The organism is Enterobacter sp. DTU_2021_1002640_1_SI_PRY_ASU_LCPMC_013 (genome assembly GCF_032389435.1).
Taxonomy (GTDB): Bacteria; Pseudomonadota; Gammaproteobacteria; order Enterobacterales; family Enterobacteriaceae; genus Enterobacter; species Enterobacter hormaechei_C.
The window spans coordinates 1,893,444-1,918,843 of record NZ_CP135594.1; the positions used below are offsets into that span (position 1 = coordinate 1,893,444).

Below are 25,400 nucleotides of genomic sequence, written 5' to 3' on the forward strand. Positions count from 1 at the left end.
AGGATAAAAAAAAGCCCATCGTGGGAGATGGGCAAAGACTACACACAGCAATTCGTTGTTTCACTCAGGGGATTTCCATGCTTATAAATCAAGGAGTTGATTTATAACCGTGTCTTAATAGTAGGCATGCCAGGATTTTGAGTCGATCGGATTCGTCTCAATAGTTAAAGGCAGGTAAAGATTTCTTGAAGAGAATGACGGTTTTAGGCAGGAAAAGGCGGGTCTGACCAGTGTGCAGAGAATAAATAGTTTAGCAACGTTTAAGTATTGCTGTGGAGAGTGTAGGCCGGGTAAGCGTTAGCGCCACCCGGCCTGGGTTCTTACTGCGCGTTCTTATCTTCCAGCTCTTCAAGTTCGCTTAAGATGACGTCCGGATCGGTTCCCGGCGGCGGCACTTCATGCACCCAGGCGGAGAAGAGACGCCAGGTTACCGCAAGCAGCACCGGACCGATGAACAGGCCAATCATGCCGAAGGCAATTAACCCCCCGATGACCCCGGACAGGATCAGAATTAGCGGCAGGTCAGCGCCCATGCGGATGAGGAGGGGACGGATCACGTTATCCATGGTGCCCACCACGCAACTCCAGACCAGCAGCACCGTGCCCCAGGTCGTATCCCCCGTCCAGTAAAGCCAGATAATGCAGGGAACCAGCACCAGCAGCGGACCGAGCTGAGCCAGACAGGTCATCAGCATGACGACGGTGAAAATGGTGGCATAAGGTACGCCGGAAATTGCCAGCCCGATTCCGCCAAGTACAGCCTGCACCAGCGCTGTGACCACCACGCCGAGCGCTACCGCGCGGACGGCCTGGGCTGCCAGCAGCACGGCCGCATCGCCGCGTTTACCTGCCAGTCGGGTGGCGAAATGACGTACCCCCAGCGCAACCTGCTCGCCGCGCCAGTACAGCAGGGCGCTGAAGACCAGCATCAACGTACAGTGCATCATGAAGCGACCAATGTGCGCAGCCTGCCCCACAAACCAGGTGGTGGTTGTGCCGATGTACGGACGTACTTTGGCCATCAGCGCGCTACCGCCCATCTCCAGCAGGCTGTGCCAGCCGCTGTACAGTTTTGCGCCCAAAACAGGAATGCTGTTCAGCCACGCGAGATCCGGCAGCGTCATATCACCGCTGGTTACCGCGCGAATAACCGGGCCGCTACTGTCAACCAGGCTGTTAACCAGCAGTGCAATGGGAATAATAAACAGCAGGAACAACAGCAGCGTCATCACCAGCACGGCCAGGCCGCGGCGACCAAACAGCAGTTTCTGCAAACGTAAGAGTAAAGGCCAGGTTGCGACGACGACGGTCGCAGCCCAGGCAAATCCGAGCACGAAAGGACGAACAATCCACAGACACGCAATAATCATAATGGCTAAGAACAGCACCGACAGCAGTATCTGCGCGACATCCCTGGGCTGACGAAGATTGACCATAAACGAAACTTTCCTTAAATGAACACCAGCAAGGCTGATGGGAATATAAACCGCATCTCTCTAATCATTAGTGATTTCAGCGATTTTTGACAGGCGGATTTTGCCCGTAATTCTACGAAGCACATAAGAAAAAAATGTGATAAAACTTTCCAGACACAACGCAAACGATTTCACACTATTCTCATTAGGGTCGACAGCAATGATCCCACAGATTTCTCAGGCACCGGGCGTCGTTCAGCTGGTGCTTAATTTTTTGCAGGCACTGGAGCAACAGGGTTTTACAGGTGACACCGCCACCGATTATGCCGACAGGCTGACGATGGCGACCGATAATAGTATTTACCAGCTTCTTCCCGATGCCGTCGTTTTCCCGCGCTCTACCGCCGATGTGGCGCTCATCGCCCGTCTGGCGTCGCAGGAGCGTTTCAGCACCCTGGTCTTTACCCCACGCGGCGGCGGGACGGGTACCAACGGGCAGGCGCTGAACCAGGGCATCATCATTGATATGTCCCGCTATATGAACCGCATCATTGAGATCAACCCGGAAGAGGGGTGGGTGCGAGTGGAAGCGGGGGTGATCAAAGATCAGCTGAATCAGTTTTTGAAACCTTACGGCTATTTTTTTGCGCCAGAGCTTTCCACCAGTAACCGCGCGACCATTGGCGGGATGATCAACACCGATGCCTCGGGGCAGGGCTCGCTGGTCTACGGCAAAACCTCCGATCACGTTATGGGTGTGCGGGCGGTGCTGTTGGGGGGCGATATCCTCGATACCCAACCGATGCCGATCGAGCTGGCCGAAACGCTGGCAAAAGAGAGCACCACCAGCGGACGGATTTATCGTACCGTGCTGGAGCGCTGCCGCGAAAATCGCGAACTGATCCTCAACAAATTCCCGAAGCTTAACCGTTTCCTGACGGGCTACGATCTGCGCAATGTCTTTAATGACGATCTGAGCCAGTTCGATCTTACCCGCGTACTGACCGGGTCAGAAGGGACGCTGGCCTTCATCACCGAAGCGCGTCTGGATATCACCCGGTTGCCAAAGGTGCGCCGTCTGGTGAACGTCAAATACAACTCCTTTGACTCCGCGCTGCGTAATGCACCGTTTATGGTGGAGGCGCGGGCGCTGTCGGTGGAAACCGTCGATTCAAAAGTTCTGAACCTGGCCCGGGAAGATATCGTCTGGCATTCGGTGAGCGAACTGATTACCGACGTGCCGGATAAAGAGATGCTCGGCCTGAACATCGTCGAGTTCGCCGGGGATGACGCAGAGCTGATTGAGAGCCAGGTGAGCACGCTCTGCCAGCGTCTGGACGAGCTGATTGCCCAGGGGGAAGGCGGCGTCATTGGCTGGCAGCTGTGTAACGATCTCTCCGGCATCGAACGAATCTACGCGATGCGTAAAAAAGCGGTGGGGCTGCTCGGCAACGCGAAAGGGGCGGCGAAGCCGATTCCGTTTGCGGAAGATACCTGCGTGCCGCCGGAGCACCTTGCAGATTATATTGTGGAGTTTCGCGCGCTGCTCGACAGCCATGGTCTGAGCTATGGCATGTTCGGGCACGTGGACGCGGGTGTGCTGCACGTGCGCCCGGCGCTGGACATGTGCGATCCGCAGCAGGAGATCCTGATGAAGGAGATCTCCGACGAGGTCGTGGCCCTCACGGCCAAATACGGCGGCTTGTTATGGGGCGAGCACGGCAAAGGATTCCGCGCCGAGTACAGCCCGGCGTTTTTTGGTGAACAACTTTACGCCGAACTGCGTAAGGTGAAAGCCGCTTTTGATCCCGATAACCGTCTTAACCCGGGAAAAATCTGCCCGCCGGAGGGCATTGATGCGCCGATGTTGCAGGTGGACGCCGTCAAGCGCGGCACCTATGACCGACAAATTCCGATTGCGGTACGCGCTTCCTGGCGCGGCGCGATGGAGTGCAACGGCAACGGGCTATGCTTCAACTTCGATGTGAAAAGCCCGATGTGTCCGTCGATGAAAATCACCAGCAACCGCATTCATTCCCCGAAAGGGCGTGCCACGCTGGTGCGCGAATGGCTGCGCCTGCTGGCCGACCGCGGCGTTGACCCGCTCAAGCTGGAACAGGAGCTGCCGGAAAAACGCGCCAGCCTGCGCGGGCTTATCGAACGCACCCGCAACAGCTGGCATGCGAACAAAGGCGAATACGATTTCTCGCATGAGGTGAAAGAGGCAATGTCCGGCTGCCTGGCGTGCAAGGCGTGTTCAACCCAGTGCCCGATTAAAATTGACGTACCGGAATTCCGTTCCCGCTTCCTCCAGCTGTACCACACGCGTTATCTGCGCCCGATGCGCGATCATCTGGTGGCGACGGTGGAGAGTTACGCGCCGCTGATGGCCCGTGCGCCAAAAACCTTTAACTTCTTTATCAACCAGCCGCTGGTGCGCAAACTGTCTGAAAAACATATCGGCATGGTGGATCTGCCGCTGCTGTCGGTGCCATCGCTCCAGCGTCGGCTGGTGGGGCACCGCTCGGCGAACATGACCCTGGAACAACTGGAAGCATTAAGCCCTGAGCAGAAAGCGAAGGTGGTGCTGGTGGTGCAGGATCCGTTTACCAGCTATTACGATGCCCAGGTGGTGGCCGATTTTGTCCGACTGGCCGAGAAAATCGGCTACCAGCCGGTGGTGCTGCCGTTCTCGCCGAACGGCAAGGCGCAGCACATTAAAGGCTTCCTCACCCGCTTTGCGAAAACCGCGCAGAAAACTTCAGATTTTCTGAATCGCGTGGCGCAGCTCGGCATGCCGATGGTGGGCGTCGATCCTGCGCTGGTGCTCTGTTACCGGGATGAATATAAGCAGACGCTCGGCGATAAGCGCGGTGATTTTCAGGTCTTACTGGTACACGAGTGGCTGCCTGCGGTGCTGACGCAAACGCCCTCTCAGGAGGTGAGTGGAGAATCCTGGTACCTGTTTGGGCACTGCACCGAAGTGACGGCGCTGCCGACGGCGCCTGCCCAGTGGGCTTCTATCTTTGCCCGGTTTGGCGCGAAGCTGGAAAGCGTCAACGTGGGCTGCTGCGGTATGGCCGGAACCTACGGCCATGAAGTCAAAAACCACGCTAATTCGCTCGGCATTTACGAGCTGTCGTGGCATCAGGCGATGCAGCGCCTGCCACGCAACCGCTGTCTGGCGACGGGCTACTCCTGCCGCAGCCAGGTGAAACGGGTGGAAGGTAACGGCGTCCGCCATCCATTGCAGGCTTTACTGGAGATTATCGGATGATCTGGAAACGTGCGGTCACGCTGGAGGCCTTAAATGCCATGGGCGCGGAGAACATGGTCGGTTTGCTGGACATCCAGTTCACGCGCATTGGCGACAACGAACTGGAAGCGACCATGCCAGTAGACAGCCGCACTCATCAACCGTTTGGCCTGTTGCACGGCGGCGCGTCCGTCGTGCTGGCCGAAACGCTGGGGTCGGTGGCGGGCTACCTTTGTACGGAAGGAGAGCAGAAGGTGGTGGGTCTGGAGGTCAATGCCAACCACATCCGCTCTGTTCGCAGCGGGCGCGTGCGCGGCGTCTGCCGGGCGCTGCATGCCGGAAGCCGTCATCAGGTATGGCAGATTGATATTCTGGACGAGCAGGATCGCCTGTGTTGTTCATCCAGGCTGACGACGGCCGTTGTGTAAAGTTTCCGGATGTCTTGCTTTTGGTTAAAAATTAGCCGCTTGATTGTGATATACTGGTCACGTTTTGAACATAAGCGAGGACATCATGGATACTGAAATAACCCCAACACAGCTGGCAATTGAATATTTACGTCGCGATAAAAGCAATCTGTCTCCCGCGCAGTACCTGAAAAAGCTGAAACAGCTTGAGCTGGAATTTACGGATTTGCTGGCGCTCTCTTCAAACGAACTGAAAGAAGAGATCTACTTTGCCTGGCGGTTGGGCGTTCACGTCCATTAAGCAGTGAAGAAAAGGCCGCAAGCGCGGCCTTTTTTGTGTCTGACATTCAGTATCTGGCAGGCAGTTTGTTAATTTTAATCAGCCGGCCTTCTTCCATTTCGATGAACCCGCCCGTTTTCAGGTCAGCCAGGATCCGCATTACGCCGCTGCGGGAAAGCTGGGTTTTATCCCTGATATACCTTTCCGCCGTCACGCTGCGTCGGTAGCTGTCATCTTCCTGCATCAGCAGCACGAGCTGCTGGCGAATCATCTCGTACGCGGTTGGCGCGCCTTTCGGCATGACGTTGTGATAGAGGCGGTTATAGACAAACATCAGATGATTAGAAAGCAGCCCCCACAGCGCCTTCTCTTTGATAATTTCAGCCACTCGATCGGTCGTGAGCACACCAATCAGGCAAGGCGTAACCGTTCGGAGGTAGTCATTAAAATAAATGTCCGTCAGGTTAGCGAGGCCAAACAGGGCGGGACTGCGCGCCGTCGAAAGCATCATGTCGTCGCTTCTTCTGTATATGGCGACCGTGCCATCAAGAATTAAATAACACATGCTCTGCCCGTCAACCTGGAGATCAAGTTGCTCGCCGGGATCGGTTTTATGCGTGGCGCAGTGTGCCTGTAAATGAGAAATCAGTTCCTGAGCATAGGGAGAGCCGCGATGCGATGGTTTGTCAGAAGACATGGCGTTAACCTGAAAAGAGACTGTACTCTCTATAGTGTCGCTCTTCTTTTCCACCTTCTCCAGAGATAAATACAGCCTCAGTACTTACGAGGTAAGTGATGGATCTCAACTAGTACGCCACGCTCCATGGTGATGTATTTCCCCGTCCGCAACTCCGCGAGGATCCGCATAATGCCGCTGCGTGAAAGATAGGTGCGGCTTTTGATATAGGCCGCGGCGGTAATGTTTTGTCTTATGGCTTCCGGCTCCTGCATCAACTCAACCAGTTGAAAGCGGATAATGTCATAAGCCGACATTTGCGATATCTGGGCGCAATGTTCGTAGACGCGCGATGCGGTATAGATCAGCAGGTTTGAGAAGTGCTCCCATAAATTCTGTTGTGCGACAACATGATTGAAACACGCCAGCGAAACGCTGGCCACCTCTGAAGTTTCCAGCGCTCTGACGTACAGGTGTTCAGACGATAACTGGCTGCTCACGCCGAGTATAAATGGCGCGGATTCAGAATTTAAGACGATACCGTCCCCGCGACGGTGCAACGCCACGCTGCCATGCAACAGTAAAAAGCATTGACGGGTATCGCCGGAGCAATAATGGATAATTTCTCCTCTGGCAATAATGCCTCTCTCCGCATGCGGCAAAACATTATCGATTATTTTTTCAATGTGCTTAAAAGGCTTAGCGCCGAGCACTGTTGACTTATCAATTTCTGACTCAGGCGCGAACCGGGTATTCATGTGAGACCTCACTGACTGATGCGATCATTTTTTGATCGGCATAAAGAATTATCTTAAAAACCAGCAGGTCAGGGAATGTTTGCGGCGAGTCTAATTATAGACTCGCCTGTTTTTGAGTGTTAATTAATTGAAATTGAAACCTTTTTCATTCAGGTCTAAAAGTAGACTTTGGCCATTATTCTTAAGGTGTTTCCGAGTGAATATGTTTTGTAATTGTTAAAAGAGGATCCACAGCTAGACCTCAAAATTGATTGTATGCGCAAAAAGAGTTGTATAAATTTTGACTCGTCGGAGGGGTTTTATTTCTTTAACTGAATATCGGTAATAACTAGAGTAATACGGGATATAAAATTATGAATAAAAAATTGATGATGGCAATGTTAGCGGCAGGTTCTGTACTCACCATGACCAATGCATTCGCAGCGGCCGGTACCGTTAATTTTAACGGAAATATTCTGGATTCTGCCTGCGACGTTGATGTGGCATCCCAGAATCAGGTGGTGGTATTAGGCGATTATTATAAAACGGAATTCCCGACAACCGGGGCGAGAACGGCTGCGACGCAGTTTAATATTATTTTGAAAAACTGTCCGGTAACGGTCACCAATGCAAAAGTCCGTTTTGACGGTACGCCGGATTTAGCCAACGCCAGCCTGCTGGCGATTGATACGTCCGTGGCGGGGGCGGCCACCGGGGTGGCGATTAACCTGATGACGGCAGATAAAGCCGATCTGCCGCTGCACGGCAGCAACAGCTATATCTACCCGCTCAGCAGTACGGCTGATAATACGCTGAACTTCTACGCGCAGTATATCTCCACCGCGGCATCCGTGACCGCGGGCCCGGCTAACTCAGTCGCAAACTTCTCTGTGGTGTACAACTAAGTCATTGCAGTAATCAGCAGGGGGCCGCCCGGCCCCTTGTTTTATGAGGTATTAAAATGCGTTTTATCACGACAACGGGCCTGGCTATGGCGCTGTTACCGCTGACGTTAACATCCGCCAGTGCAGGAGTAATTATTGGCGGCACCCGTATTATTTTTGATGGGGCTAAAAAAGAGGCATCAATAGGTATTACGAATCCTGATAACGTTCCTTATTTAATCCAGTCGTGGATAGATGTTCAGGATGAGCAATCGGGTAAAGCGCCTTTTATTATTACGCCACCGCTGTATCGGCTGGACGGCGGGCAAAAAAACCTTGAGCGTATTGTCATGACAGGCTCGCTGCCTCAGGGGCAGGAGAGTTTATTCTGGCTGAACATTAAAGCTATTCCGTCAGCCTCAAAGCAGATGAACTCGCTGCAAATTGCCGTCAAAACGCGCATCAAATTAATTTATCGGCCAGAGACTCTTCGTGCGTCTACCCCCGAGGAGCAAGCCAATAAATTAACCTGGCGTCGTGCGGGGAATACCCTTCAGGTTAATAACCCTACGCCGTACGTTATCAATTTCAATGAAATTACGTTAGGTAATAAGAAACTTGACGATGTCACGTACGTGATGCCTTCAGGCTCAGCCCGTTTTCCGTTACCGAATGGAACCAGTGGCAATACGCTGACGTTTAAAGTCATTAACGATTATGGCAGCCCTGGCGAATTACACCGGGCCAGTTTGTGATCCTTACGCGTTAATCAGGTGTTCGTCATGACAACGGCATTAAATACAATGCAGCCTGCGCGCCTGGCAATATTTATTGCCCTCGCGCTTGCTGGTGTCTCTCCCACACTGTATGCCAGTGAGACGTTTTTAATACGGAACTGGTAGAGCTGGATAATCCCGGAATGGGGAAAGCGGATTTATCTGCCTTTGAATCCGGCTCGCAGGCGCCCGGGACATACCACGTTGATATTATTCTTGACGATCGGCTGCTGGAAACGCGGGATATTCGTTTTATGGCAGTGAAGGATGCGAACGGCAGTGAAACGTTGCAGCCGTGCCTGAGTATCGGGCAGTTAAAAGCGTGGGGCGTGAAAACGGCGCTTTTCCCGCAGCTCGACGCCGGGGAAGGAGAATGCGCCGATCTCAGGGCGATTCCACAGGCCAGCGCGGATTTCCAGTTTGGCGCCCAGCGTCTGGCGATCAGCATTCCACAGGCGGCCATAGACCTGCCAGCAAGAGGTTACGTTCCGCCGGATATGTGGGATGAAGGCATTACCGCGGCGATGCTCAACTACAGCCTGAGCGGGGCAAACAGCCGGGCAAGAAGCGGGGCAGGCACCCGCAGCGACAGCCAGTATGCAAACCTGCGGCCGGGGATCAACGTCGGTCCCTGGCGGTTACGCAACTACACCACCTGGTCCCGCGATGCGTCCGGCCAGGATAAGTGGGACAACGTCTATACCTGGATGCAGCGCGCAATTATTCCCCTGCAAGCCCAGCTTACGCTCGGAGACAGTTCCGCGCCTGCCGATGTCTTTGACAGCATGCCGTTTCGCGGCGTCCAGCTGGCGTCCGACGACGATATGCTGCCGGATTCCCTGAAAGGCTATGCGCCGGTGGTGCGCGGTATTGCGCGAACTAACGCGCAGGTCGTGGTGCGTCAGAATGGCTATCAAATCTACCAAAGTTATGTGGCGCCGGGTGCGTTTGAGATCGCGGACATGTATCCCACCGGCGGCGCGGGCGATCTTGATGTGACGATCGTCGAAGCTGATGGCAGTGAGCAACATTTCACCCTGCCGTACGCTTCGCTGCCGGTCCTGCAACGGGAGGGGCGCCTGAAATATGCTCTTACCGCCGGGCAGTATCGCTCGTATAACCGTAGCGTGGAGAAAACCCCCTTCGGGCAATTGACCGGAATTTACGGCCTCCCTCACGGTATTACGCTCTATGGCGGCGTCCAGGAGGCAGATAAGTACCAGTCGGCGGCTCTGGGGGTGGGCAAGAATATGGGCGATCTCGGGGCGATATCCGCAGACGTCACTCAGGGCTGGTCAACGCCGGAGCATGCCGTGAAAACAAACGGTCAGTCGTGGCGGGCCCGATACAGCAAGAATTTTATTAATACCGGGACGAACTTTTCGATTGCCGGGTATCGCTACTCGACCCGCGGCTATTACGGGATGCAGGACGTCCTCGATTCGTACGGCGACAGCAGCGCGCTTCAGGACAGGCGACGTAACCGTGCCGAGCTGACGATGAGCCAGACGCTGGGGGACAACCTGGGCGCGCTTACCCTCAGTGCGGCGCGGGAAGATTACTGGAATGACGGTAAGTCGATGGCTTCGTGGAGCGTCGGCTATAGCAACTACTGGCACAACATCAGCTATGGCCTGACATGGACCTACAGCAAAAATGTCCGCTCAGCGTCAGAAACCCGCGACAGCCAAAAAAACGCTGACCACGACCAGCTTCTGGCGTTCAACATCAGCATTCCGCTGGATAAATTTTTGCCGCAGACATGGGCTAACTATGGCATGAACGCCAGCGGGAATAACGGGACGACGCATAACGTCGGCCTGAACGGGGTAGCGCTCGAGAACCGTGCCCTGAGCTGGAACGTACAGCAGGGATACGGCACAGAGGGCGTGGACTATACCGGCAATGTTAACGCGGACTACAAAGGCGCCTATGGCGAAGTCACGGCAGGTTATGGTTATGACAAAAACAGTGAACGCCTGAATTACGGGCTGCAAGGCGGCATTCTCGCCCATGCTGATGGCATCACGCTTTCCCAGCCGCTGGGGGAGACCAGCGTCTTAATCAAAGCCCCCGGCGCCCACGACGTGGATATCCGCAATCAGCCCGGTGTACGGACAGATTTTCGCGGATATACGGTCGTGAGCAACCTTTCTGTCTACCGGAAAAACGATCTCACCCTCGACCCGGAAACGATGCCGGACGATGTCGAGCTGGAGATCAACACCCGCACGGTGACGCCGACGCGGGGAGCGGTGGTGAGAGCCGATTATCTGCCGAAGTCAGGTCGCCGGGTGCTGATGACCTTGACCGACAGCGACCGCGCCGTTCCGTTTGGGGCGGTGGTCACCCTTGTGGGTGATGACAGCGGCAGTTTTATTGTCGGCGATCGCGGTCAGGTATATTTAACCGGGATGCGCGAGCAGGGAACGTTAGTCGCTACATGGGGAAGTCAATCCAGTCAGCAATGCCGCGCTGATTTCACGCTGCCGAATCACTCAACGTACGGTGGGATCGCTGATATGCGCGCCACCTGCCGTCAGGAACGCTAACATGAAATGTCTTAACGCGATGCTGCTGCTCTGTTTGCTCGCGGCGGCAAATATGGCTCGTGCCGGTACCTGCACCACCATCACCCCGCAGCTTTCAACCCTGTCCGTGGGGACGATCAACGTGCAGCGCGATGCGCCTGTCGGCACGGTGGTATTTTCTGGCGCGGCGTCAGCCACAGGCTCCTATCTTACCGGGTGTACTAATCCGCTGATGCTGGGATTCAGCCTGCGCTACAACGGCGCCACGTTGAGCAGCTACGGCAACCATGTTTACAACACGAACGTCAGCGGGATAGGGATACGCTTTTCTTCCAACGGCTATTTTGAAAACCCGAGCAATACGTTCTCGTACAATGCGCAGACCTCCTATGTGGACTGGTACGGCGGGAGGATTGAACTGGTGGTGACGGGGCCGGTCTCATCGGGGGCATTAACGCCGGGGACGATCGGTGTCGTGACGCTTCAGGGAAGCGATGGCCTCTACCGTGACGGTCTGACCACGCAGCTCACCTCCGGCACCATCAATGCTCTGGCGTGCACGGTGAATACGGCCCAGCTGACGTTTCCGATAGGGGATATTCCCGCCTCGGCGTTCGGCTCCACGGTGGGCACCACGCCAGCGGGAGCACAGAACACGCAAAACCTGGGCCTGACCTGCGCCGCCGGAACCAATATTACGGTCTCGCTCAGTGGAATACAGAACCCGGACAGCGCCAATACCAGCGTGATGGCCTTAACCGGGCAGGGAAATGCCGGCACTGCGAAAGGGGTGGGGGTGCAGCTTATCTATAACGGTGCACCGCTGGTGATGAACAGCCGACTATTCTTGCGGCAGTCTGCCGGGGGGCAAGAGACGTTGCCATTAACGGCCCGGTATTACCAGACGTTAACCCGCGTGGAGTCAGGTTCAGCGAATGCCTCCGCCACCCTTAATTTGACCTACCAGTAGCAGGTAAGAAGATGAAAATAAGATGCAGGACACTGCTTTTACTTGCCTTACTCAGCGGGAAGGTATGCTCCGCTGATAGCGTCAACATCGGTGTGACGGGAAATATCGTTGCGTCGCCGTGCATATTTAATGGCGGCAGTAACAGCCTTGATGTCAACCTGGGCAATATTCAGGCAACCAATATGGCGACGCCGGGCTCAACATCGGATCCGGTGCCTTTCAGTCTGCTGTTTACCCAGTGCCCAACCGGAACGCAGAGTGTGACCGTCGCTTTCACCGGCAGCCCCGATCCCGAGGCGGGTGCGGACTATTTTATGAACAGCGGTTCGGCCACGCATGTGGCGATAGCCATGCGCGATGCCCAAACCGGCGCGCTTAAAGGAACAGGCACCAGTATGACCCAGACCATTGCCGCGGACAGAACCGCGACAATGGCTATGCTGGCCTCGGTAAAATCTATGCCGGGAGGCGCCACGCCGGGGAGCATCATTGCGGTTGTGGTGATGACGATGCAGTACAACTGAATGCCGGTGATAAGCCTTTTTTAAAGACGTTGGTGTGAACTATGTTAAATATTCTGATTCAGGAAACGGATCTGTTTTTTCAGGCTGGGCTACAGAGCTTTTTCGACGATTTTTTTAAGCATAACTTTCATCGCTCCATCACATTTCACCTGGCGCTGACCAATGAAAACGTCAGCCAGGCCGATATTATTGTTCTTTCATTATGTCAGGGGGAAACGCTGACCTGTTTTCCGGAGTTACTGGCCAGGCAAAAAGGAATTGTGATAGGTCTCGTCGACGATGAGCTGCGTTTTTCGGCGCTGCCTTCCTGCTTTCAGGACATTATTTTTCTTCCGCGCCGGGCGTCGCTTGATCGTATTAGCGGCGTTCTGTTTATCGCGTGGTTCAGGACGCAATTACCAGGTTACACGTTGAATAAAAAGACCTGTTTCGACTGCCAGCATAAAGGGTTATCCCGGCAACAGATTCGTATTATGGTCAATTTTTACCGGGGGCTGTCGGTGGTGCAGACCGCGAACGCGTTGAAGATGAGCGAAAAAACGGTCTTTACCCATAAATATATGATGATGCAGAAATTTAATCTGCGAAGCGATTACGAGCTGATCGTACTGTTGAGAAGGCTGATGGAGAAAAAGAGCCGTCCGAACCTGCTTCGCGATTACCTGGAAAATAATTATGCACAACAAATAGCCTAAAACGGCAGCGGATAGCGGGCCGGGCAGCGATAGCTACCCGGCAATGCATTTAAACATTAACCGCAGCGATCAACCGCGTCTTCATGGTCTGGTATGCGGAAGCCGCAAAATCCTCCGCCCAGCGCTGGTCCTCGATCGCCTCCAGCTGCACGGCGCAATACTTCGTTTCCGGCGTTCTGGAGATCGGGTCGAGATTATCCTGCGTCAGCTCATTACAGGCGCCAATCCACCACTGGTAGGTCATATAGATTGCTCCCGCATTGATGCGCTCGCTGATGCTGGCGCGGGTGATCACTTTACCCCGGCGTGAACGTACCCAGACCAGTTGGCCCTCGGCAATCCCCCGTTCATCCGCGTCGGCCGGGTTGATCTGCACCCGGCCCGGCTCGTCGGCCAGGCTTTGCAGCGCCGCGCAGTTCCCGGTCATTGAGCGACAGGAGTAGTGACCCACTTCGCGTACCGTGCACAATACCAGCGGGTAATGCGCATCCGGTATCTCCGCCGGGGCGCGCCAGGGGGCGGCAAATAGCTGGCCTTTGCCAGTGGGGGTGTCGAACTGATTATCCTTGTACAGGTAGGGAGTGCCGGGATGATCGAGGGTTGGACAGGGCCACTGCACATGACCCATCTCGCCCATTTTTTCGTAGGTCACGCCGTAGAAGAGGGGGCACAGCTCGCGCATTTCGTCCCAGATCTGCTGGTTATCCTCGTAATGCATGGGATAACCCATCTCCGTGGCCAGCAGGCTGATGATCTCCCAGTCGCGCTTCACGTTGCCGCTGGCCTCAATGGCTTTGCCGAAACGCTGGAAGCCGCGATCGGCACAGGTGAACACGCCGGCGTGTTCTCCCCATGAGGTGGCAGGGAGCAGCACGTCAGCCACCTCTGCCGTTTTGGTCATAAAGATGTCCTGAACCACCACAAAATCGAGCGCCTCAAAGCCGCGGCGGACCAGTCCCAGATCGGCTTCTGTCTGAAGCGGATCTTCCCCCATGATGTAATACGCTTTAATCTTTCCTTCCAGCGCGAGATGTGGCACTTCGGTGATACGCGTCCCGACGCGATCGTCCATCCGGTTGACATTGATTTTCCACGCATCGGCAAATTTCAGTCTGACCGCCGGGTCAGTGACGTCCTGGTAGCCGGGGAACATATTGGGCAGAACGCCCATATCGCAGGCACCCTGAACGTTATTTTGCCCGCGAACCGGACCCACGCCGACGGCAGGGCGGCCCAGGTTGCCGGTCAGCAGCGCCAGGCTGGAGAGACCTTTCACCACATCGACCGCCTGACCAAACTGCGTGACGCCCATCCCCCACATCACCGTTGCTGAAGGCGCCGCTGCGAACATGCGCATTGCCTGACGAACATCCCGCGCGCGGATCCCCGTCAGATGTTCAACCTGCTCGGGTGCGTAATCTTTTACCGTCAGCCGGTACGCCTCAAGCCCTTCGGTAAAGCGGGCAACGTAGTTTTTGTCGTACAGTTCCTCTTCCAGCAGGACATAGCCAAAGGCATTGACCAGCGCCATGTTACTGCCATTTTTTAGCTGAAGATGAAGATCGGCAATGCGTGCCGTTTCAATATGACGCGGATCGCAGACGATGATTTTAGCGCCATTTTCACGTGCTTTAAGCACACGTCGGGCGACGATGGGGTGAGAGTCGGCGCAGTTATAGCCGAATACCAGCAGGCATTTTGAGTTTTCAATATCATTAATGGAATTGCTCATGGCGCCGTTGCCGAGGGTCTCCTGTAAACCGGCAACGGACGGACCGTGACAGACGCGGGCGCAGCAGTCGACGTTGTTAGTATTCAGCACCGCACGGGCAAATTTTTGCATCACATAGTTGGTCTCATTGCCCGTTCCCCGTGAGGAACCCGTGGTCATAATGGACCGAGGGCCATACTGTTCTTTGATGCTTTTAAGCCTGTGAGCGGTATAACGAATGGCCTCTTCCCAGGTAACAGGGGTAAAGGCCTCGCCTTTGCTGTAGCGGATCATGGGCTGCGTCAGACGGGGGGTAAGCAGCCGTGTGTCGTTAAGAAAGTCCCAGCCGTAGAACCCTTTCAGGCAAAGCGTGCCCTGATTGGTTACGCCATCAGCGGCTTCGGCACGGATAATCCGGTTATTTTTAACGACGAGGTTTAGTTTGCAGCCTGCACCGCAGTAAGGGCAGACGCTGGCGATTTTTTTCATCAATAACAGACCTGTTAAGAAATGAAGCAATGTTTACTGGAAAGCCCAGTCCCTTAGCGGACTAAGCAGGATCCATGCCACATTCAGCGTTCTTGATTAACAGGGCGTTAGAGGAGAGGGGGTGTGTCATCGTCAGTCTGTTCGTCAGAATTGACGATGACACGCTATCCGTAGGGATGGGGGAGGCGTTAAAGATCGTCCATGGTGTAACCGACGACAATTTCCAGCGTCTTGCGGATCACATCCGCCTTAACGACATCGTCGGTGGATTCCAGCGCCTGGATTAGCCAGAGAATGATCGCTTTGTTGGTCAAATGACCTTCGGAAGCGAGAACACAACGAACCGCAGTCGAAAAAATGGCAGACTCTTCAGCAAAGCGATCGCCTGCGTGACGGAAATACTCCGACAACGCGCTATCTAAAAAGGCCGAGTGGTATTCGGGTTGAAGCTGAATATTTTGTCTCATTTGTTCTCACCGTAGCTGTAAAGTTGTAGTCAATGTATCTTTTTAGGATCGGACGGTTTTCCATTTCCAAATAACGGCACTACATTGTCTCGGTTATTTTTGAGAGATCCCTCTCTCTGTATTCGTCCTTGTGCGGTTCTGCGACCTTTAAAAGCGAGCGTACCAGAGCTGATTTCAGCTATCACTCGCGCTAATGTCTCCCGCCGCTGGGGATCCGTTTCATATGCTTGCATGTTACGCAGACGCTGAACCAATCCCTCGGTCGTCACGGGACCGCGCTCCTTCAAAAGTGAAAGAGCGGCTTCTCCAATAAGCTGGTCGATCAGTCTGTCTGCATCACTGCTGTTCATGACATTAACGTTCGAAGAGCAGGCCAAGAAGCATGTGATAATGATGTTCCTCTTCCGGGCCATTGGCCTTTTCAAGGCGACTCAACAGTTTTGTGCAGAGCGATTTGCGATTCAGATTTCGCCCGTCGCTGAGAATTTCAACAACAACCTGACCCAATGTTTCCTGTTGGGTTGGAAGCGCGGCTTTTTCGAAATACTGCGCAATCGCTGTTGCCGAGTCTGCGAGGTGTCCGTTCTGCTGCATGTTTCGCTCCTGTAAATTTTCGTAATCAGTAACGTTACATTTAAGGTATACATAATTTTCAAATCTGTACATTTAAAATGTACAATTTTTTAAAGATTTTATAATATATTTTTTAAAATCATTATTTATCAGGTGCTTATTCTTATACGATTTACTGCGGGATTCACAAGATATATTGTACAATCCGAAGCGGCGTTGCAGAGTTGTACAAGCCCGTAAATGACGCAAAAAAGCCGTGTAAATCGTTGAGATGTAAATTATTTGTTGGGCAATTAATGTGCTATAACAGAGTTCTCCCCACGTGTTTTCGTGGTCACCCCCTCAATCTTCAGGATTAGCATGCTCACAACCATCATTTACCGCAGTCATATCTGCGAGGACGTTCCAGTTAAAGCGCTGGAAGACATGGTCGCTGCTGCAAATTGTCGAAATCGCCAGTTCGATGTGACGGGGATTTTGCTGTTTAACGGCACACACTTTTTTCAGTTACTTGAAGGGCCCGCTGATAACGTTAAGGAGATCTATGAGCTCATCTGCCGTGACCCACGGCATCACAACGTGGTCGAATTATTAAGCGATCACGGGCCTTCAAGACGTTTTGGCAACGTGGGTATGGAGCTCTTTGACCTTCGTCAGTACGATACCGACGAAGTGCTGCAACAGGTTCTTGATAAAGGCACAACCCGCTATCAGCTGACCTATAACGATCGCGCCCTGCAATTTTTCCGCACCTTCGTTGAGTCTACTGAAAAATCCAACTACTTTGAGCTGCCTCCGGCTGACGCCTGGGAATTTGTCACCGAAAACACGCCGTTATCCTCCCAGCCGACAGTAGTGGCAAAGGGCGCGGACTGTAGTTTCGCATTTCAACCTATCGTCGATCCGTTTATGCAGCAGGTAGTTTCCTGGGAAGCCCTGATCCGCACGCCGTCCGGTGAGTCCCCGGAAAGCTATTTTGCCAACCTGTCGCGTGAGGGGCTGTACGAATCGGATCTGAAGAGTAAGCAGGTGGCTTTGTCGATGGCCAGCGCGCTGGGCCTACAGACTCAAACGTTATCCATCAATCTGCTGCCGATGACGCTGGTCAATGTTCCTGGCGCCGTCGATTTTTTACTGACGGCAATTGAGGCGAACGGTTTTGTGCCGGAGCAAATTGTAGTCGAGTTCACCGAGAGCGAGGCGATCTCGCGCTTCGAAGAGTTCACCAGCGCGGTCAGACAGCTTAAAAGCGCCGGGATCAGCGTGGCCATCGATCACTTTGGCGCGGGATTCGCCGGTCTGCAACTGCTGGCCCAGTTCCAGCCGGACAGAATCAAGATCAGCCGTGATTTGATTGCCAACGTACACAAGAGCGGCCCGCGTCAGGCTATTATTCAGGCGATCATTAAATGCTGTGCGTCTCTGGAAATTCTGTTCTGTGCGGTAGGCGTAGAGCTGGCTGAAGAATGGATGTGGCTGGAATCTGCCGGGGTTTCTCAGTTCCAGGGACACCTTTTCGCCAGCCCGCGTCTGGGGGGCGTTCCGGCGATTGCCTGGCCTGATAAAAAGTACGATTTATAAAAACCTGTACGTAACTGTTAAGAGTAACCTGTACGTACGGCGAAATTTATACAACAATACATTAACGAGTGAGTGGTTCATTGAGCCATTCACTTGTCTCAGAACGAGGAGTTAGTTATACAAATGATTTGTACAATCTGATAAGGTTGGTTTGGTTAGGTATGGAAGTAATGTGCGTGAGGGAGTTAATGGCCTATTACAGTATCGGCGAAGTGGCCGAACGATGCGGTATCAACCCCGTTACGCTGCGTGCCTGGCAGCGCCGTTATGGATTGTTGAAGCCGCAGCGAAGCGAAGGGGGTCATCGTCAGTTTGACGATGAAGATATCCTGCGTATCGAAGAGATCAAGCGCCTGATGAAAACGGGTGTTTCGGTCGGTAAAGTAAAAGCGCTTCTTGAAAATACAGAAGTGATGACTCAGGGTAACTGGGCATCGTTTCAGGAAGAGATGTTAACCGTTCTGCGCTATGCCAGCCCGGCAAAACTGCGTGCCAAAATCGGCGAATTCCGCCGTGACCATGCGATGGATGTTCTGATAGATAACATCATCACCCCTGTGCGTCAGCGAATGAACCAGGACCAGAATACGGTGCGTCACATGGCGAGCCTGCTGGACGGTGTCCTGATTGAGTTTGCCGTTGCAAGCCTGGGTGAGTCGCGAAAAAAAGCAGGTAAGGATGCGCTGCTGATTGGGTGGGAGTGCGACGACCGTACGCATTTGTGGCTGGAAGCGGCCCGTCTTGCCTACAAAGGATGGCATATCGACGTGCTGGCTGAGCCGATTGATTCTCCACGTCCTGAACTCTTCCCCGGGCAAAAAATCTTCGTCTGGACCGGTAAAGCGCCTACGCCTCGTCAACAGGAGCAGCTCGACCACTGGCGTGAACAGGGTTTCGCCGTTTCGTTCCATCACTGATGTTAAGGGGGCCGACGGTAAACCGCCAGCGCGGGATTTTTGCTTTCTGGCGATACGACAGGGGTATTCGCAAAGATGCATTGCATCAGTACCCCTGTCATATCGTCGATCATTTGTCGCCAGCAACATTTCGCGTGTACTGTGCAGCTGTAACTGATTGCACTTTCCACGCCCCGTTTTCTTTGACCATGCAGTCAACGACAACATGCTCCTGTTTCTTGCCGAACGCGATGTAAACGTTCACGCAAACCGGATCGGAATCTACAGCGATGGCGGCGACATTCGCTGACCAGTCATCACGAATATCCTGGGCCTTTAAAAACAAATCAGCGTCGTAAAATACGTCACTTTCTTCTCCGTATCCTGGATCCTGCGTATGCCGCAGTTTTTTCATCGTTGACGCTGTGACGAATTTATCGATCTCGTTCCCGTCCAATATTGGGTAAATGTCCTTTGCTATCTGACTGACATACCATTTATTGAACTTCACGGCCTGCTCAGCAGGGCCGAGTGGTTTCGCATTAGCTACAGCAGACACCATGCAGAGTAAAAGTAATATTTTCTTCATTACGGATGCCTGTAAATTGTGATTTTTGGCTGAATTTTTCGGTACGTCGGGCCAGGGTAGAGTGTTCTTTGTTTGAAATCGGAATACCAAGTTCCGGATCCGTCATAAATGCATGCGTGCCCGTGCTGATTCTCACCGGGTAGCGCATCAATAACAGCAACATCACCTTCCAGAAGGGTTCCGTATGCTTTTTTGAAGCCCGCCTTTTCGAGAGAACGCCAAAAGTCTTTGGCGTCAGCACCTTCAATTTTCAACCCGCCTGCACGTATCGCGGCAGCTACCGCGCGGGCGCAATAACCACCACTTTCATGATGGGCACGGCTGCGAGCATATGAAACAGCCTCATGTTTATTCCATGACATAAAATTTCCTTATCAGCTGAATGGTTAACAAGGGAAACATTACGTCGAAAAGGGATGAGTTTATGTAATTAATCATGATCGGAATTTAACCACTATCAGACTGATAAATAATGGTTAACTTATCCATCAAACGTCTTTATGCGCGCCCAGGTAAGGCAAAAAAGGATTAAAAAGAACCTGTCTTAAGGGGGAGGCATACGTAAAAAATGTTTATGGTGCCTGCGCGTACTTTAGCTATCTCAAAAATAGGTATTTCCAATACAATTTTTATCATTGCCCGTCATCTTACCGTCTTTCTTATGAAATGCATTATTTATCAATGCATTGAACAAATCTAACCATCCCATCCGCATCCCGTCACAGGGTCTATGCTTAATGAAAGTAGCCAAAAAGGGCGGTTTAGCCCAAAGCCCCTGCTCGCAGGGGGTTGAAGTGATAATCGTTATCACTAACATGGTGTTATGCCCTGGTGGCTTATCAGATGAGGTGGACCTATGGAACTGCATTCAGAAACCTTCAATCCGGCCGATTTTGCCTGGCGTGGCTTAACGCTGACGCCCGCGGCGGCGGCGCATATTCATGAGCTGGTGGCAAAAAATCCCGACATCCTCGGCGTACGCTTAGGCGTTAAGCAGACTGGCTGCGCGGGATTTGGCTACGTGCTGGATACCGTAACCGAACCTGAAAAGGACGATCTGGTCTTTGAAACCGACGGTGCAAAGTTATACGTCGCGCTACAGGCGATGCCGTTTATCGATGGAACCGAAGTCGACTACGTTCGGGAAGGTTTAAACCAGTTATTCAAATTTCATAACCCGAAAGCCCAGAACGAATGCGGCTGCGGCGAAAGCTTTGGGGTATAGGCGGTACTATGTCTCGTAATACTGAAGCAACGAGTGATGTAAACACCTGGAGCGGCGGACACCTCAACTATAAAGAGGGTTTCTTTACGCAGCTGCAAACCGATGAGCTGGCGAAAGGCATCAACGAAGAGGTCGTGCGCGCCATTTCGGCGAAACGTAACGAGCCGGAGTGGATGCTGGAGTTTCGCCTGAGCGCATTCCGCGCGTGGCTGGAGATGGAAGAACCCCACTGGCTGAAAGCGCATTACGATAAGCTGAACTATCAGGATTATAGCTACTACTCCGCGCCCTCCTGCGGCAGCTGTGATGACACCTGCGCCTCGCAACCTGGTGCCGTTCAGCAAACCGGCGCGGAGAACAGCTTCCTGAGTAAAGAGGTGGAAGAGGCGTTTAATCAGCTCGGCGTGCCCGTTCGCGAGGGGAAAGAGGTGGCGGTAGACGCCATTTTTGACTCCGTCTCGGTGGCAACCACCTACCGTGAAAAACTGGCGGAGCAGGGGATCATTTTCTGTTCCTTTGGTGAAGCCATTCACGATCACCCCGAGCTGGTGAAAAAGTATATTGGTACCGTGGTGCCGAGTAACGATAACTTCTTCGCGGCACTGAATGCGGCGGTGGCGTCAGACGGCACCTTTATCTACGTGCCGAAAGGCGTGCGCTGCCCGATGGAGCTCTCGACCTATTTCCGCATCAACGCGGAAAAAACCGGCCAGTTTGAACGCACCATCCTGGTGGCCGATGAAGGCAGCTACGTTAGCTACATTGAAGGGTGCTCCGCTCCTGTGCGCGACAGCTACCAGCTGCACGCGGCGGTGGTAGAGGTGATCATCCATAAAGATGCGGAAGTGAAGTACTCTACGGTACAGAACTGGTTCCCGGGCGACGGCAACACCGGTGGTATTCTGAACTTCGTCACCAAACGCGCGCTGTGCGAAGGCGAAAACAGCAAAATGTCCTGGACGCAGTCAGAAACCGGCTCCGCCATTACCTGGAAATACCCGAGCTGTATTCTGCGCGGCGACAACTCCATCGGTGAGTTTTACTCCGTGGCGCTGACCAGCGGTCATCAGCAGGCCGATACCGGCACCAAGATGATCCACATCGGTAAAAACACCAAATCGACCATCATCTCCAAAGGGATCTCTGCCGGTCACAGCCAGAACAGCTATCGCGGGCTGGTGAAAATCATGCCGACGGCAACCAACGCGCGTAACTTCACCCAGTGTGACTCCATGCTGATTGGCGCGGACTGCGGGGCGCATACCTTCCCGTATGTCGAATGCCGCAATAACAGCGCCCAGCTTGAGCATGAGGCAACTACGTCACGTATTGGTGAAGATCAGCTTTTCTACTGCCTGCAACGCGGGATCAGTGAAGAAGATGCGATTTCAATGATCGTTAACGGCTTCTGTAAGGACGTGTTCTCTGAACTGCCGCTGGAATTTGCCGTTGAAGCCCAGAAACTCCTCGCCATTAGTCTTGAACACAGCGTCGGTTAAGGAAAGCACATGTTAAGCATTAAAGATTTACAGGTTAGCGTGGAAGAGAAAGAGATCCTGCGTGGCCTCAATTTTGACGTCAAACCGGGTGAAGTTCACGCCATCATGGGGCCAAACGGCTCCGGGAAAAGTACGCTTTCAGCGACGCTGGCAGGACGCGAAGATTATGAAGTTACCAGCGGCTCCGTTGAGTTTAACGGCAAAGATCTGCTGGAGATGTCGCCGGAAGAGCGTGCCGGCGAGGGCATCTTTATGGCCTTCCAGTATCCGGTGGAAATTCCGGGCGTCAGCAACCAGTTCTTCCTGCAAACCGCGCTGAACGCGGTGCGCAAGTATCGCGGCCTTGAGGCACTGGATCGCTTTGACTTCCAGGATCTGATGGAAGAAAAGATTAAGCTGCTGAAAATGCCGGAAGATCTGTTGACCCGCTCGGTAAACGTGGGTTTCTCCGGCGGTGAGAAGAAACGTAACGATATTCTGCAAATGGCGGTTCTGGAACCGGCGCTGTGCATTCTCGATGAGACCGATTCAGGGCTGGATATCGATGCCCTGAAGATCGTTGCCGACGGGGTGAACTCCCTGCGTGACGGCAACCGCTCATTTATCATCGTAACTCACTATCAGCGAATTCTGGATTACATCAAACCGGACTATGTCCACGTGCTTTACCAGGGACGCATTGTGAAATCCGGTGACTTTACGCTGGTTAAACAACTGGAGGAGCAGGGTTATGGCTGGCTTACCGAACAGCAGTAATGCACTTCAGCAGTGGCACCGGCTGTTTGAAGCGCAGGGTGGAGCACGCTCTGAACAGGCTCAGCACCATCTCCAGCAGATGCTGCGTCTCGGTTTACCGACGCGTAAACATGAGAACTGGAAATATACCCCGCTGGATGGCCTGCTGAACGGCGAGTTTGTCACCCGTCTGGCGCAGGTCAGCCCCGATCAGCGCGACAGGCTGGCGCTGAGCGTGGATGCTGTGCGTCTGGTGTTTGTCGACGGTCTGTTCCGTGCGGAGCTGAGCGACAGCGTGCAGGAGAGCGGGTTCGATATCGTCATTAACGATGAACGTCAGTCGCTGAACGCGCCCGTTCAGCCTGAAGTCTTCCTGCACCTGACAGAGAGCCTGTCGCAGTCTGTCACCCATATTCGCGTTAAGCGTAACCAACGCCCGGCGAAACCGCTGCTGCTGATGCATATCACCCAGGGCGTTGCGGGTGATGAGATTAACACCGCCCACTATCGCCACCATCTTGAGCTGGAAGAAGGGGCGGAGGCTACGGTGATCGAGCATTACGTCAGCCTTAACGACACCCGTCATTTTACCGGTTCGCGTCTGACGATGAACGTGGCGGCCAATGCCCAGCTGCACCACATCAAGCTGGCGTTTGAAAATCCGCTCAGTCACCACTTCGCCCACAACGATATTCTGCTGGGCCAGGATGCCGCGGCGTACAGCCACAGTTTTCTGCTTGGCGGCGCGGTGCTGCGCCACAATACCAGCACCCAGCTGAACGGTGAAAACACTACGCTGCGTATTAACAGCCTGGCGATGCCGGTGAAGTCAGAAGTGTGCGACACGCGCACCTGGCTTGAGCATAACAAAGGCTACTGCAACAGCCGTCAGCTGCACAAAACCATCGTCAGCGACAAAGGACGAGCGGTGTTTAACGGTCTGATCAACGTGGCGCAGCACGCCATCAAAACTGACGGGCAGATGACCAACAACAACCTCTTGCTGGGGCGTCTGGCAGAGGTGGACACCAAACCACAGCTGGAAATCTATGCGGACGACGTGAAATGCAGCCACGGCGCGACGGTCGGGCGTATTGACGATGAGCAGATGTTCTACCTGCGCTCGCGTGGGATAGACCAGCAGGCCGCGCAAAAGATGATTATTTACGCCTTTGCGGCTGAGCTGACGGAAGCGCTGCCCGATGGCGGACTTAAACAGCAGGTGCTGGCCCGTATCGGTCAGCGGCTGCCTGGAGGCGAAGCATGACATTTCCCGTAGAGAAAGTCCGGGCAGATTTTCCGGTACTGACCCGTGAAGTGAACGGTCTGCCGCTGGCCTATCTCGACAGTGCGGCCAGCGCGCAAAAACCAAATCAGGTGGTGGATGCGGAAGCCGAGTTTTACCGCCACGGTTATGCGGCGGTACATCGCGGGATCCACACCCTGAGCGCCGAGGCGACCCAGCGCATGGAAAACGTGCGCACGCAGGTTGCGGCCTTCCTCAACGCGCGTTCGCCGGAAGAGCTGGTGTTCGTGCGTGGCACCACCGAAGGGATCAACCTGGTGGCTAACAGCTGGGGCAATGCGCAGGTGCACGCGGGGGATAACATCATCATCACCCAGATGGAGCACCACGCCAACATCGTGCCCTGGCAGATGCTCTGTGAGCGTGTGGGGGCGCAACTGCGGGTGATCCCCCTGAATGAAGACGGCACGCTCCAGCTGGAAAAGCTGGACGCCCTGCTGGACGACAGAACGCGGCTGGTGGCGGTGACCCACGTTTCAAACGTGCTGGGGACGGAAAATCCGGTGGCGCTGATCGTCGACAAAGCCCATCAGGTTGGTGCGAAAGTGTTGATTGATGGTGCCCAGGCGGTGATGCACCATGCGGTTGACGTTCAGGCCCTGGACTGCGATTTCTACGTCTTCTCCGGGCACAAGCTGTATGGCCCGACGGGCATCGGCGTGTTGTATGTGAAAGAGGACATTCTCCAGGCCATGCCGCCGTGGGAAGGGGGCGGGTCAATGATCGCCACCGTCAGCCTGACGGACGGCACAACCTACGCCCGTGCGCCCTGGCGCTTCGAGGCGGGTACGCCCAACACGGGCGGGATCATCGGGCTGGGCGCGGCCATTAGCTACGTCTCTGAAACGGGGCTGGCGGCGATTCAGGAGTACGAACAGCAGCTGATGCATTATGCCTTGCAGGAGCTGGCCAGCGTCCCGGAACTGACCTTATATGGCCCTGCTGACCGTCTGGGTGTGATAGCCTTCAACCTCGGCAAGCATCACGCCTATGATGTAGGCAGTTTCCTTGATAATTACGGCGTCGCCGTACGTACCGGGCATCACTGCGCGATGCCGCTGATGGCGTATTATCAGGTACCGGCTATGTGCCGCGCATCGCTGGTGATGTACAACACAACGGAAGAGGTCGACAGACTGGTGGCGGGACTAAAACGTATTCACCAGCTGCTTGGCTAA

Annotated in this window: 24 protein-coding genes, 1 other RNA gene and 1 pseudogene; 16 read left to right on the forward strand and 10 right to left on the reverse strand. The window is 54.1% G+C overall.

Annotation, left to right across the window (positions count from 1 at the left end; translation table 11 throughout):
• Window positions 1-3 precede the first annotated feature (3 nt).
• Window positions 4-111, reverse strand: an RNA gene (rprA, locus tag RS584_RS09015) — antisense sRNA RprA.
• Between the two features lie 209 nt (window positions 112-320).
• Entirely contained in the window at window positions 321-1,436 is a 1,116-nt protein-coding gene (gene ydiK / locus RS584_RS09020) for an AI-2E family transporter YdiK (protein ID WP_315749419.1), read from the reverse strand.
• A 199-nt stretch (window positions 1,437-1,635) separates the two neighbouring features.
• Here ydiK and RS584_RS09025 point away from each other — a divergent pair, with 199 nt between their 5' ends.
• The 3 genes from RS584_RS09025 (at window position 1,636) to RS584_RS09035 (ending at window position 5,379) form a co-directional block, all read left to right on the forward strand.
• On the forward strand, window positions 1,636-4,692 hold the full coding sequence (locus RS584_RS09025; protein WP_315749421.1) for an FAD-binding and (Fe-S)-binding domain-containing protein: 3,057 nt from the start codon (window positions 1,636-1,638) through the stop codon (window positions 4,690-4,692).
• Entirely contained in the window at window positions 4,689-5,099 is a 411-nt protein-coding gene (menI, locus tag RS584_RS09030) for a 1,4-dihydroxy-2-naphthoyl-CoA hydrolase (RefSeq protein ID WP_015570720.1), read from the forward strand. Before RS584_RS09025 ends, menI begins: the two co-directional genes overlap by 4 nt.
• 85 nt (window positions 5,100-5,184) lie before the next feature.
• Window positions 5,185-5,379 (forward strand): YdiH family protein, encoded by a 195-nt coding sequence (locus RS584_RS09035; RefSeq protein WP_003857766.1) that lies wholly within the window; start codon window positions 5,185-5,187, stop codon window positions 5,377-5,379.
• A gap of 46 nt (window positions 5,380-5,425) precedes the next feature.
• Here RS584_RS09035 and RS584_RS09040 read toward each other — a convergent pair whose 3' ends face one another.
• Entirely contained in the window at window positions 5,426-6,055 is a 630-nt protein-coding gene (locus RS584_RS09040) for a helix-turn-helix domain-containing protein (RefSeq protein WP_193041967.1), read from the reverse strand.
• A gap of 77 nt (window positions 6,056-6,132) precedes the next feature.
• Window positions 6,133-6,792 carry a winged helix-turn-helix transcriptional regulator gene (locus RS584_RS09045; RefSeq protein ID WP_062937677.1) on the reverse strand — a complete coding sequence of 220 codons (660 nt, stop codon included), beginning with the start codon at window positions 6,790-6,792 and terminating at the stop codon, window positions 6,133-6,135.
• Between the two features lie 353 nt (window positions 6,793-7,145).
• On the opposite strand from RS584_RS09045, the gene RS584_RS09050 reads away from it, so the two are divergent.
• The 6 genes and pseudogenes from RS584_RS09050 (at window position 7,146) to RS584_RS09075 (ending at window position 13,151) form a co-directional block, all read left to right on the forward strand.
• On the forward strand, window positions 7,146-7,676 hold the full coding sequence (locus RS584_RS09050; RefSeq protein WP_103269965.1) for a fimbrial protein: 531 nt from the start codon (window positions 7,146-7,148) through the stop codon (window positions 7,674-7,676).
• Window positions 7,677-7,732: 56 nt separating this feature from the next.
• Complete coding sequence (locus RS584_RS09055) at window positions 7,733-8,410, forward strand: molecular chaperone (RefSeq protein ID WP_193041969.1); 678 nt, start codon at window positions 7,733-7,735, stop codon at window positions 8,408-8,410.
• A 27-nt stretch (window positions 8,411-8,437) separates the two neighbouring features.
• Window positions 8,438-10,983 (forward strand): annotated as a pseudogene (locus RS584_RS09060) (fimbria/pilus outer membrane usher protein).
• Window position 10,984: 1 nt separating this feature from the next.
• Entirely contained in the window at window positions 10,985-11,932 is a 948-nt protein-coding gene (locus RS584_RS09065) for a fimbrial protein (RefSeq protein ID WP_023296361.1), read from the forward strand.
• An 11-nt stretch (window positions 11,933-11,943) separates the two neighbouring features.
• Window positions 11,944-12,456, forward strand: a complete 513-nt coding sequence (locus RS584_RS09070) for a fimbrial protein (RefSeq protein WP_045141507.1) — start codon at window positions 11,944-11,946, stop codon at window positions 12,454-12,456.
• Between the two features lie 41 nt (window positions 12,457-12,497).
• Window positions 12,498-13,151 carry a helix-turn-helix transcriptional regulator gene (locus RS584_RS09075; protein WP_032103715.1) on the forward strand — a complete coding sequence of 218 codons (654 nt, stop codon included), beginning with the start codon at window positions 12,498-12,500 and terminating at the stop codon, window positions 13,149-13,151.
• A 49-nt stretch (window positions 13,152-13,200) separates the two neighbouring features.
• On the opposite strand, the gene fdhF is transcribed toward RS584_RS09075, so the two are convergent.
• The 4 genes from fdhF to ycgZ all read right to left on the reverse strand — a co-directional run bounded on the left by fdhF (window position 13,201) and on the right by ycgZ (window position 16,412).
• The gene (gene fdhF, locus RS584_RS09080) at window positions 13,201-15,351 is read right to left on the reverse strand and encodes a formate dehydrogenase subunit alpha (RefSeq protein ID WP_047062636.1); all 2,151 of its coding nucleotides are present in this window, start codon (window positions 15,349-15,351) and stop codon (window positions 13,201-13,203) included.
• A gap of 188 nt (window positions 15,352-15,539) precedes the next feature.
• Window positions 15,540-15,818 carry a biofilm/acid-resistance regulator YmgB/AriR gene (locus RS584_RS09085; RefSeq protein ID WP_032653318.1) on the reverse strand — a complete coding sequence of 93 codons (279 nt, stop codon included), beginning with the start codon at window positions 15,816-15,818 and terminating at the stop codon, window positions 15,540-15,542.
• 29 nt (window positions 15,819-15,847) lie between these two features.
• Window positions 15,848-16,168: a hypothetical protein gene (locus RS584_RS09090; protein WP_045892962.1), complete on the reverse strand. Its 321-nt coding sequence runs from the start codon at window positions 16,166-16,168 to the stop codon at window positions 15,848-15,850.
• A 4-nt stretch (window positions 16,169-16,172) separates the two neighbouring features.
• Window positions 16,173-16,412, reverse strand: coding sequence for a regulatory protein YcgZ (ycgZ, locus tag RS584_RS09095; RefSeq protein ID WP_017384632.1), 240 nt, complete (start codon window positions 16,410-16,412; stop codon window positions 16,173-16,175).
• A 339-nt stretch (window positions 16,413-16,751) separates the two neighbouring features.
• Between ycgZ and RS584_RS09100 the strand changes: the two genes are divergently transcribed.
• A complete protein-coding gene (locus RS584_RS09100) occupies window positions 16,752-17,972 on the forward strand; it encodes a diguanylate phosphodiesterase (RefSeq protein ID WP_315749430.1) in 1,221 nt (406 codons plus the stop codon).
• A gap of 188 nt (window positions 17,973-18,160) precedes the next feature.
• The gene (locus RS584_RS09105) at window positions 18,161-18,889 is read left to right on the forward strand and encodes a MerR family transcriptional regulator (protein WP_015570709.1); all 729 of its coding nucleotides are present in this window, start codon (window positions 18,161-18,163) and stop codon (window positions 18,887-18,889) included.
• A 109-nt stretch (window positions 18,890-18,998) separates the two neighbouring features.
• Here RS584_RS09105 and RS584_RS09110 read toward each other — a convergent pair whose 3' ends face one another.
• Window positions 18,999-19,457 carry a DUF3828 domain-containing protein gene (locus RS584_RS09110; protein WP_063132846.1) on the reverse strand — a complete coding sequence of 153 codons (459 nt, stop codon included), beginning with the start codon at window positions 19,455-19,457 and terminating at the stop codon, window positions 18,999-19,001.
• Window positions 19,457-19,819, reverse strand: a complete 363-nt coding sequence (locus RS584_RS09115; RefSeq protein ID WP_315749433.1) for a CHAP domain-containing protein — start codon at window positions 19,817-19,819, stop codon at window positions 19,457-19,459. The genes RS584_RS09110 and RS584_RS09115 overlap by 1 nt, the downstream gene beginning before the upstream one ends.
• A 494-nt stretch (window positions 19,820-20,313) precedes the next feature.
• Here RS584_RS09115 and sufA point away from each other — a divergent pair, with 494 nt between their 5' ends.
• From sufA to sufS, 5 genes are read left to right on the forward strand one after another with little or no spacing between them, the layout of a single operon-like run.
• Window positions 20,314-20,682 carry a Fe-S cluster assembly scaffold SufA gene (sufA, locus tag RS584_RS09120; RefSeq protein ID WP_003857741.1) on the forward strand — a complete coding sequence of 123 codons (369 nt, stop codon included), beginning with the start codon at window positions 20,314-20,316 and terminating at the stop codon, window positions 20,680-20,682.
• An 8-nt stretch (window positions 20,683-20,690) separates the two neighbouring features.
• Complete coding sequence (sufB, locus tag RS584_RS09125) at window positions 20,691-22,181, forward strand: Fe-S cluster assembly protein SufB (RefSeq protein WP_003857739.1); 1,491 nt, start codon at window positions 20,691-20,693, stop codon at window positions 22,179-22,181.
• Between the two features lie 9 nt (window positions 22,182-22,190).
• Window positions 22,191-22,937: a Fe-S cluster assembly ATPase SufC gene (gene sufC, locus RS584_RS09130; RefSeq protein WP_003857736.1), complete on the forward strand. Its 747-nt coding sequence runs from the start codon at window positions 22,191-22,193 to the stop codon at window positions 22,935-22,937.
• Complete coding sequence (sufD, locus tag RS584_RS09135) at window positions 22,912-24,183, forward strand: Fe-S cluster assembly protein SufD (protein ID WP_315749435.1); 1,272 nt, start codon at window positions 22,912-22,914, stop codon at window positions 24,181-24,183. Before sufC ends, sufD begins: the two co-directional genes overlap by 26 nt.
• Window positions 24,180-25,400 carry a cysteine desulfurase SufS gene (gene sufS / locus RS584_RS09140; protein ID WP_017693567.1) on the forward strand — a complete coding sequence of 407 codons (1,221 nt, stop codon included), beginning with the start codon at window positions 24,180-24,182 and terminating at the stop codon, window positions 25,398-25,400. Before sufD ends, sufS begins: the two co-directional genes overlap by 4 nt.

Coding starts and splice junctions, on each gene's coding strand:
- sufD (WP_315749435.1), top strand. CDS start 22,912: ATGGCTGGCTTACCGAACAGCAGTAATGCACTTCAGCAGTGGCACCGG.
- RS584_RS09100 (WP_315749430.1), top strand. CDS start 16,752: ATGCTCACAACCATCATTTACCGCAGTCATATCTGCGAGGACGTTCCA.
- sufS (WP_017693567.1), top strand. CDS start 24,180: ATGACATTTCCCGTAGAGAAAGTCCGGGCAGATTTTCCGGTACTGACC.
- menI (WP_015570720.1), top strand. CDS start 4,689: ATGATCTGGAAACGTGCGGTCACGCTGGAGGCCTTAAATGCCATGGGC.
- RS584_RS09065 (WP_023296361.1), top strand. CDS start 10,985: ATGAAATGTCTTAACGCGATGCTGCTGCTCTGTTTGCTCGCGGCGGCA.
- RS584_RS09105 (WP_015570709.1), top strand. CDS start 18,161: ATGGCCTATTACAGTATCGGCGAAGTGGCCGAACGATGCGGTATCAAC.
- sufA (WP_003857741.1), top strand. CDS start 20,314: ATGGAACTGCATTCAGAAACCTTCAATCCGGCCGATTTTGCCTGGCGT.
- RS584_RS09110 (WP_063132846.1), bottom strand. CDS start 19,457: ATGAAGAAAATATTACTTTTACTCTGCATGGTGTCTGCTGTAGCTAAT.
- RS584_RS09050 (WP_103269965.1), top strand. CDS start 7,146: ATGAATAAAAAATTGATGATGGCAATGTTAGCGGCAGGTTCTGTACTC.
- ycgZ (WP_017384632.1), bottom strand. CDS start 16,412: ATGCAGCAGAACGGACACCTCGCAGACTCGGCAACAGCGATTGCGCAG.
- RS584_RS09085 (WP_032653318.1), bottom strand. CDS start 15,818: ATGAGACAAAATATTCAGCTTCAACCCGAATACCACTCGGCCTTTTTA.
- fdhF (WP_047062636.1), bottom strand. CDS start 15,351: ATGAAAAAAATCGCCAGCGTCTGCCCTTACTGCGGTGCAGGCTGCAAA.
- RS584_RS09090 (WP_045892962.1), bottom strand. CDS start 16,168: ATGAACAGCAGTGATGCAGACAGACTGATCGACCAGCTTATTGGAGAA.
- sufB (WP_003857739.1), top strand. CDS start 20,691: ATGTCTCGTAATACTGAAGCAACGAGTGATGTAAACACCTGGAGCGGC.
- ydiK (WP_315749419.1), bottom strand. CDS start 1,436: ATGGTCAATCTTCGTCAGCCCAGGGATGTCGCGCAGATACTGCTGTCG.
- RS584_RS09115 (WP_315749433.1), bottom strand. CDS start 19,819: ATGTCATGGAATAAACATGAGGCTGTTTCATATGCTCGCAGCCGTGCC.
- sufC (WP_003857736.1), top strand. CDS start 22,191: ATGTTAAGCATTAAAGATTTACAGGTTAGCGTGGAAGAGAAAGAGATC.
- RS584_RS09025 (WP_315749421.1), top strand. CDS start 1,636: ATGATCCCACAGATTTCTCAGGCACCGGGCGTCGTTCAGCTGGTGCTT.
- RS584_RS09075 (WP_032103715.1), top strand. CDS start 12,498: ATGTTAAATATTCTGATTCAGGAAACGGATCTGTTTTTTCAGGCTGGG.
- RS584_RS09040 (WP_193041967.1), bottom strand. CDS start 6,055: ATGTCTTCTGACAAACCATCGCATCGCGGCTCTCCCTATGCTCAGGAA.
- RS584_RS09055 (WP_193041969.1), top strand. CDS start 7,733: ATGCGTTTTATCACGACAACGGGCCTGGCTATGGCGCTGTTACCGCTG.
- RS584_RS09045 (WP_062937677.1), bottom strand. CDS start 6,792: ATGAATACCCGGTTCGCGCCTGAGTCAGAAATTGATAAGTCAACAGTG.
- RS584_RS09070 (WP_045141507.1), top strand. CDS start 11,944: ATGAAAATAAGATGCAGGACACTGCTTTTACTTGCCTTACTCAGCGGG.
- RS584_RS09035 (WP_003857766.1), top strand. CDS start 5,185: ATGGATACTGAAATAACCCCAACACAGCTGGCAATTGAATATTTACGT.